The 9,572-nt window shown below is 64.8% G+C and carries 1 protein-coding gene; it reads left to right on the top strand.

What is annotated here, in order from left to right; translation table 11 throughout:
* Nucleotides 1–32: 32 nt before the first annotated feature.
* Nucleotides 33–9,572: non-ribosomal peptide synthetase (locus CH291_RS01090; protein ID WP_143545863.1), on the top strand; the 9,540-nt coding region annotated here is incomplete at its 3' end.

The raw sequence follows: 9,572 nt of genomic DNA, 5'->3' as shown, positions 1-9,572 counted from the left end.
GGCGTTTCACCCCGTCCGCTGGTGGTGGCCGGATGACCTCCCCGCACGAGAACGGCACCGCCCGTCGGCAGAGCGAACCCAGGCGGAGGCGCCCCGAGCGGCGACGCAGGGTGGCTCGGGCGGCGCTGCTTCCGCAGCTGCTCACCGCGGCCGTCGAACTCGATCCCAGCAAGATTGCCGTCTTCTGCGGCTCCGCCACCATGTCGTACGAGGAGCTGGACCAGCGTTCGTCACAGCTGGCCCGAGTCCTCATCGGCCGAGGTGCAGGACCCGATACCGTCGTGGCGCTCGGGATCCGTCGGTCGATCGAGTCCGTCGTGGCGATCTGGGCGATCGCGAAATCCGGTGCGGCGTACGTGCCCGTCGATCCGAAACTCCCCGTCGAGCGCATCGCTCACATGGTGACCGACTCGGGCGCGGCTCTCGGCATCACCATCGGTGAATTCTCCACCGGGCTGCCGAGTGGGCCACGGTGGCTCGTCCTGGACGATGCCGAAGCGCAGGCCGAGATCGACGGTGCGTCTGCGGAACCGATCCTCGACGAGGATCGACGGTCGGCACTGCTCCCGGAGCACCCCGCATACGTCATCTATACCTCGGGGTCGACGGGCACTCCGAAGGGTGTCGTCGTCACCCACACCGGATTGCAGCCTCTGGTGGAGACGGCCTCGGAACTCTACGGTCTCGACGAGACCACGCGGTTTCTGCACATCTGCGCTTTGAGCTTCGATCCGTCCGTGTTGGAGCTGCTGTGCGCGTTCCACCGCGGCGGCTCGCTGGTGGTCGCGCCAGCGGACATCATCGGCGGTTCGGAGCTCACCGAGCTGCTGACCGAGCAGCGGGTCACCCACACCATCATCACGCCTGGCGTGCTGGGAACCGTCGACGCGGCAGACCACCCGAACGTGCGAGTGGTTTCGGTGGGTGGCGACGCCAGCACCGACGAGCTCGTCGGTGAATGGGCTCCGGGGCGAACGTACTTCAACGGGTACGGACCCACCGAAACCACCATCATCTCGTGCTACGCCCGCCTCGAGGCTGGGCGCGGCGTCACGATCGGTAACCCGGTACCACGCACGGCGGCAACCGTTCTGGACAGTCGTCTGCAGCCGGTGCCCGACGGTACTCCGGGAGAGCTGTACCTCGCCGGTCCTGCGCTCGCTCGTGGTTATCTGGGCCGCAGTGGACTCACCTCGGACCGATTCGTCGCGAACCCGTTCGGAGGACCGGGCGAGAGGATGTACCGAACCGGTGACCTCGTGCGAGTGGTGCCGTCGACAGCGGCCGATTCGGCCGGTGAGCTGCAGTACCTCGGGCGCACGGACTTTCAGGTCAAACTGCGTGGGCTCAGAATCGAGCTCGGTGAGGTCGAGGCGGCGCTCACCCGGCACCCGGCCGTGAGTGGTGCGGTGGCACTGGTCAATTCCGACAATCCGAGCAATCAACTGCTCGTCGCGTACCTCACCACCGATGCTCCGGTGGAGCACGACGCGCTCGCTCGGCTCGTTCGTGAGCAGCTCCCGTCGTACATGGTGCCCGCAGTGTTCGTCGAGCTGGATCGATTCCCGTTGAACGCGAACGGAAAGCTGGACCGGGCGGCTCTTCCCGAACCCGATCTCTCTGCGGCCGTGACGAAGTACCGCGCGCCGGAGACCGAGACCGAAACGGTACTCGCCGACGCATTCGCACACGTTCTCGGTGTCGAACGGGTGGGTATCGACGACAACTTCTTCGAGATCGGTGGCAACTCGCTCAGTGCGACCCGAGTCATCGGGCGGGCCAATTCAGCGCTCGGCATTCGAATCGACGTCAGGGCGTTCTTCGAGGCACCGACCATTGCCAGGCTCGCGCGGATGGCCGACGAGGAGATCGAGCGCGGTGCCGGTGGCCGGCCGCCGCTGCAACCGTACGCTCGGCCGGCGCAATCGCCGTTGTCACTGGCGCAGAAGCGAATGTGGTTCCTCAACCAGTTCGAGCCCGAGTCGTCGGTGAACAACATTCCGCTGGCGATCCGCCTGACCGGAGCGCTCGACACAGAGGCATTGGTGGCCGCGGTTGCCGACGTGGTCGGGCGGCACGAGCCGCTGCGCACCGTGTACCCCGAGGTCGACGGCATCGGTCATCAGGTTCTCGTTCCGGTTGCAGACGCGCTGCCCGATCTCGAACCGCTGGACATCTCGGCCGAGCAGATCGCACCGCAGATCACCGAAACCGTACTCGGCGGGTTCGACGTCACACAGCACGTTCCGTTGCGCGCGAGACTGTTTCGGGTCACCGAAGGCGAGCACATCCTCGTACTTGTGGTGCATCACATTGCCGCGGACGGCTTTTCGTTGGTACCACTGACCCGTGACGTCATGGTCGCATACAGTGCTCGTGCCGCCGGTCGCGCCCCGGACTGGACCCCGCTGGCTGTGCAATACATCGACTACACGTTGTGGCAGCGCGATGTCCTCGGATCCGAGGACGACACGTCCTCGTTGATCAGCGCCCAGGAATCCTATTGGACCTCGGCCTTGGCGGGCCTGCCGGACCAGTTGGATCTGCCGTCCGATCGCCCTCGACCGGCAGTATCGACCGACGCCGGTGCCGTCTTCACCGCACACCTCGACCCGGACATCGCCGATCGAATCACCGCCGTCGCGCGCTACCACGACAGCACCACGTTCATGGTGGTGCACGCGGCACTGGCGATCGTTCTTGCCAGGCTGTCCGGTACCGACGACATCGCAATCGGCACACCGGTTGCGGGGCGCGGCGACGAGGCTCTCGACGATGTCATCGGCATGTTCGTCAACACCCTGGTGCTCCGGACGGAGGTGAACCCGGCAATCGCGTTCCGCGACTTCCTGACCGGGGTTCGCGAACTCGACCTGACGGCGTTCGGCCACGCCGACGTTCCGTTCGAGCGACTGGTCGACGTGATCTCACCCGCGCGCTCGACGGCCCGGCACCCGCTGTTCCAGGTCATGCTGTCGTTCGAGAACATCGGCGTGACCGCACTCGAGCTTCCTGGCTTGACGATCTCGGGCGTCGACCTCGACGTGGTCAGCGCCAAATTCGACCTTCAGATAACCGTCGAGCACACGCCGCGCACCGACACCGAACCTGCTGCGATGTCGGTCGCGTGGACCTACTCGACGGATCTGTTCGACGAAGGCACCATCAGCAAGTTCTGGGACCGATTCGTCTCCGTACTCGATGCGGTCACTGCGGACCCGGCCGTCGTGGTGGGGGACATCGACGTCCTGTTCCCGCTCGAGAGGGACAGCTTCGACCGGATCGTCAACGACACCGTCCACCCCCTGCCCGACGCGACATTGGTCTCGCTCTTTCGAGATCAGGTGGCCAGGACTCCGTCTGCACCTGCTGTCGTATTCGAGAACGAGACACTCGACTACCGCACCTTCGCACAACGGGTCGATCGGTTGGCCCGCTATCTGGTCGCCGCGGGCGTCGGTCCCGAAGCTCTTGTAGGACTGATGATTCGGCGTAGTACGTCGATGCTCGTCGCGATGTATGCGATCCTCGAGGCGGGCGGGGCCTACGTCCCCGTCGATCCGGACCAGCCGGAGGAGCGAATCGAGCACATCCTGCGTACCGCCGACCCGGTTCTGGTGCTGACGGCGGGGCGGGTGCCCTCGATTCCGAGTGTGTCGTCCACAGCGGTCGACGTCGATACGCTCGACCTGAGTGGGTACCCCGCGGATCGACTTCGCGACACCGAGCGACTCGCCGTTCTCGGTCCGCAGAACACGGCCTACGTGATCTTCACGTCGGGCTCGACGGGCATGCCGAAGGGTGTCGCCGTGGCGCACTCCGCTGTCTGCAACTACCTTCGGTGGCGGCAGGACAGATATCGACTCGGCACGGACGATGTTGTCCTGCAGAAGACTCCGGTGACCTTCGATGTATCGGTGTGGGAGCTGTTCTGGCCCCTGCAGACCGGGGCAACTCTGGTGCTGGCCGTCCCCGACGGGCATCGTGATCCGGCGTACCTGGCGCGTGTCATCGTCGAAAAATCTGTCACGACAGTACATTTCGTTCCCTCGCTGCTCGCCGTGTTCGCCGAGTTCGAGGGGATGAGCGAGGCGCGCACGTTGACTCGGGTGTTCGCATCGGGTGAGGCGCTGACCGCGAAGGTGGCGCACTCGGTTCGCCGCGCCCTCCCCGGTGTGCGCGTGCACAACCTCTACGGCCCCACAGAGGCCGCGGTGGAAGTGACCGAACACGAGGTCGTCGATTCCGATCAGGGAGGTGTTCCCATCGGCAGGCCGCTGTGGAACACCCGTGTCCACGTGCTGGATTCACGTCTGCATCCCGTCCCGGCCGGGGTCGCCGGTGAGCTCTATCTGGCGGGCGTGCAACTCGCACGGGGATACATCTCACGTCCGGATCTGACGGCGGACCGTTTCGTGGCCGACCCGTTCGGCGACGACGGAAGCCGTATGTATCGCACGGGTGACCGAGTCACCTGGACCGAAGACGGCGAGATCGAGTACATCGGCCGGACGGACTTCCAGGTCAAGCTTCGTGGGCAGCGGATCGAGCTCGGAGAAATCGAAGCCGCGGTGCTCGCGGACGAATCCGTCTCGCGCACCGTTGTCATGGTCCGAAACGACGACGCCATCGGAGACAAGCTGGTTGCGTACGTGGTGGCCGCACCCGGCACAACGGTGGACCAGACGGCACTGTTGGCAGGAGTGGGCCGACGCGTACCCGAGTACATGGTGCCTACCGCAGTGATCGAGCTGACCGAATTCCCTCTCGGTTCCAGTGGCAAGCTCGACCGCAAGGCGCTCCCGGCCCCTGCGCTCGACACGGGGGCGGGATTTCGAGCACCCTCCACCGATGTCGAGAGAATTCTCGCGGGCGTGTTCGCGGACGTCCTCGGTCGTGAGAACATCGGCGTGGACGATTCGTTCTTCGCTCTCGGTGGCGACAGCATCGTCTCCATTCAGCTCGTCTCACGCGCCAAGGCCGCCGGAGTCGCCATCACTCCGCGGGACGTCTTCGAGCGCAAGAGCATTGCCGGCTTGGCCGAGATCGCCGGACGAAGCGGCGAGACCGTCGCCGTTCTGGACGAGCTCGACGGCGGAGGAGTCGGCTGGATGCCGCTCACGCCTTTCGCACAGTCGTTGGTCACGCAGGGTGGCGGATACTCACGGTTCACTCAGAACCTCACCCTGGAGCTGCCGCAGGCCGTCGACCGGTCCGCACTGGTGGCAACCCTGACCGCGGTGGTGGATCACCATGATGCTCTGCGATCCACGCTGACACACGACCACCGTGGATTCGGACTCGACGTTGCCGCCCCGGGGCAGGTCGATGTCGATGGGCTGATCGACCATGTGGTCGTCGATCCGTCCGCCTCTCCGGACGATGTCACCGCAACGGCCTCAGGCGCGCTGAACGCAGCGCTGTCGCAGTTGGATCCGTCTGCGGGCGTGATGCTTCGCCTGGTGTGGATCGATTTCGGCACCGAGAGAACCGGTCGACTGGTGATCGTCGCACACCACCTGGTCATCGACGGTGTGTCCTGGCGAGTGCTGGTTCCCGACCTGATGTCCGCTTGGATCCAGTTGTCGCAGAACGGAATTCCCAGCCTGCCTGCCGTCGGCACCTCGCTGCGCCGGTGGTCTCACGGCTTGGCCACGGATGCCCGTTCCGCGCGACGCATTGCCGAACTGCCTTTCTGGACAGCGATCGGCTCCAGTGTCGATCCGGCCCTCGGCGCGCGTTCGTTCGACCCGACCGTCGATGTGGCGGCAACCGTGGAGCGATTCGATGTCGCCGTGCCGGCGGATGTGACGGCGGAGCTGCTGACCTCGGTCCCGGAGTTCTTCCGAGGCGGTGTCAACGACGGGTTGCTCGCGGGCCTGGCGCTCGGCTTGGCGCACTGGCGCAGCAAGCGTGGGGTCGAATCTGCAGTCGGCATCGTCCAGCTCGAAGGGCACGGACGAGAAGAGGACGTTCTACCCGGTGCCGACCTGTCTCGTACCGTCGGATGGTTCACGAGCGTGTTCCCGGTGAAGCTCGACCTGACCGGAATCGACATCGCACAGGCACTGATCGGAAGCCCGGAAACCGACCGGGCGGTCAAAGCGGTCAAGGAACAGCTGTTGGCCATCCCGGACAAGGGGATGGGCTACGGCATGCTCAGATTCTTGAACGAGGACACGGCACGCGATCTGGCTCCGCTGTCTGCTGGTCAGATCAGCTTCAACTACCTGGGCCGCGTCACCGCGGGCGACATCCCCGAAGGATTCGACACGGTCGGTTGGCTGCCGGCGCGAGATCTCGGAGATCTGAACGCGATCGGTAATGCCGACATGCCGGCGAACAAGACCGTCGACATCAACGCCGTCGTCGCCGACTCACCCGAGGGGCCGCGTTTGCAGGCAACTGTCGCCTACGCGTCCGGTGCCCTCGACGGCGAGGACGTTCGCGAGTTCGCGGACCTGTGGATCGAGGGATTGACCGCAATCGCGCACAGAGTCGCGACCGGGACGGCGGGCGGCCTCACCCCGTCCGACGTTCCGTTGGTGACAGTGACTCAACGCGAGCTGGAGAAGTGGGAAGGGCGTTACCCCAGCGTCTCCCGAGTGTCGGCCGTCGACGATGTGTGGCCACTCGCCCCGCTGCAGGCAGGGCTGCTGTTCCACGCGATGCTCGCCGACGAGTCCGTCGACGTCTACACGATGCAGATCGTGCTGGCGCTGGAAGGCGCGGTCGACGCGAATCGGCTGCGCGGTGCGGCCCAGGCGCTGCTCGACCGCCACGACAATCTACGCGTCGTGTTCGGCGAGACCAGTGACGGCAGCCGAGTTCAGATAGTGCTCCGTGACGTCGAAGTACCTTGGCAGGAAGTGAATCTCGGCGGGACGCCCGTGTCGGAACGTGATGCTGCTGCAGCCGCATTCGCTGCCGAGGACCAAGCTCGTCAGTTCGATCTGACCGCGGGTCCGATGCTGCGTTTCAGCTTGGTGAAGCTGGACGACACTCACTACCGGTTGGTCTTCACCAACCATCATGTCCTCCTGGACGGATGGTCCCTACCGCTGCTCATGAAGGACCTGATGGTCCTGTACGCGGTGAAGGGCGACGCCTCGGTGCTTCCCCGCACGCGTTCGTACCGAAACTTCCTGTCCTGGCTCAGCGGACGCGATCGGGCCGAGTCCATCGCTGCCTGGACTCGTGCTCTGAGCGGTCTCGGCGATCCGACATCGGTCGCCGCTGCATCCGGGCTTCGTCAGATATCGGCACGTTCCGGTCGAATCGAAGCAGCCTTGGACGAATCCACTACGACGGCCCTGGTCGACATCGGCGCTCGTCTCGGAGTCACCATCAATACCGTGGTCCAGAGTGCCTGGGCGATACTGCTCGGGAGGATGCTGGGTCAGGACGACGTGGTCTTCGGCGCGACCGTATCCGGGCGTCCCGCCGATCTCGTCGGGGTCGAGGACATGGTGGGCTTGTTCATCAACACCATTCCGGTGCGGATTCGGATGGACGACACCGAATCCGTCGAGGCATTTCTGACCCGTACTCAGTCCGAGCAGGCCGATCTGCTCGAGCATCACCATGTGAGTCTGACGGACATCCACGGCGCAGTCGGCCGGAGCGATCTGTTCGACACGTTGACCGTCTTCGAGTCGTATCCGGTCGATCAAGAAGGTCTGGCCGAGCAGGCGACGGCTATCGACGGCATGTCCGTCGTCGGTATCGAATCGGACGACAACACGCACTATCCGTTGACCTTGTTGGTCGTCGCGGACAGCCGGATTCGGTTCACGCTCAAGTACTTCAGCGATCTCTTCGAGTTCGCCGATGCAGAACGCATCGTGGAACGACTCGTTGCTCTGCTCACGGCCATGGCGTCGGACGCGACCAGCTCGATAGGCGAGTTGTCGGTTCTGCTCGACGGCGAACACCAACTGGTCACGTCGGAATGGAACCAGCCGGGTGTCGACGTCGTTGAGTCCGACACGCTGGTTTCGCTGTTCTCGTCGAGCGCCGCCCGGTATGCGAATTCCACTGCGCTGACGGTCGGAAGCTCGTCGCTGAGTTACTCGGAACTGGATCGTCGCTCGAATGTACTGGCGCGCAGGTTGATCGAGGACGGTGCCGGTCCGGAACGGTTGGTTGCGGTCGCCCTGCCGCGCACTGCGGAACTGATCGTGGCGCTGCTGGCCGTATCGAAGGCCGGCGCGGCGTACCTACCGGTGGACCTGACCAACCCGGCCGAGCGCATTGCCTACATTCTCGACGACGCTCGACCGGTATCGGTCGTGACCGACGCAGCAGGCAGCGAGACGATCGACGCGCCATGGGCGTCCATCGTGACCCTCGGCCATCCCGACGAGGAGTCGGCGACACAGGCGGACGGTCCGATCGGGGACCACGAGCGGACAGGGGCGCTGCGGCCCGCAAACGCGGCGTACGTCATCTACACATCGGGTTCGACCGGACGCCCCAAAGGTGTTGTGATCTCACATCGCAACGTCGTCGAATTGTTTGCGAACGTAGGACCGAAATTCGACTTCGGATCCGACGATGTGTGGACGATGTTCCACTCGTTCGCGTTCGACTTCTCGGTCTGGGAACTGTGGGGACCGCTGCTGCACGGTGGCAGGTTGGTGGTGGTGGACTACTTCACATCCCGGTCACCCGAGGCTTTCCTGAGATTGTTGACTGCAGAGCAGGTGACTGTGCTCAGCCAGACGCCGTCTGCCTTCTACCAACTGGTGGAGGCGGACCGTGTGGCCGGCGGTGCCGACTTGGCGTTGCGTTACGTCGTGTTCGGCGGCGAGGCCTTGGACCTCGGTCGTCTGTCGGGGTGGTACAACAGGCATGCGGGCGCACCGGTACTGGTGAACATGTACGGAATCACCGAAACGACCGTGCACGTGTCGTTCCATGAACTCGACGAGTCGATGGCGGTGCTCGGGGCGGCATCGGCGATCGGGCGCGGGCTGCCCGGCTTCGGTGTGTACGTTCTGGATTCACGACTGCGGCCCACCGCAGTGGGGATGCCGGGTGAGGTCTACGTCGCGGGCAATCAGCTCTCACGGGGTTACACGGGACGCGCTGCGCTGTCCGCGTCGCGATTCGTGGCCGATCCGTTCGATCGTGTCGGGGGACGTCTGTATCGCACCGGTGACGTGGCTCGCTGGAACTCGAGCGGAGTTCTCGAATACGCAGGGCGCAGCGACTCCCAGGTGCAGCTGAGAGGCTTCCGGATAGAGCTGGGAGAGATCGAGTCTGCGTTGCTCCGTGCCGACGGTGTCGCCGCAGCCGTGGCGGAAGTGCGGTCGAGTCGAGAGTTCGGCGATCGCTTGGTCGGGTACGTGGTTCCTGAGTCCGGTAGTCACCTCGACGTACCGGAACTGCTCACCAGCATCGGCGGATTCCTGGCGGGCTACATGATTCCGGACTCGATCGTCGTGCTCGAAACCCTGCCTCTGACACCCAACGGCAAGTTGGATCGGCGGGCGTTGCCGGATCCGGTGTTCGAGGCTCGGGAGTATCGTGCGCCGTCGACTCCGGTGGAGGAGTTGGTGGCGGGGGTG

This window comes from Rhodococcus sp. 14-1411-2a (genome assembly GCF_002259485.1).
GTDB lineage: Bacteria > Actinomycetota > Actinomycetes > Mycobacteriales > Mycobacteriaceae > Rhodococcoides.
The sequence above is the reverse complement of the archived record's forward strand: the minus strand, read 5'-3'. Positions and strand labels throughout refer to the sequence as shown.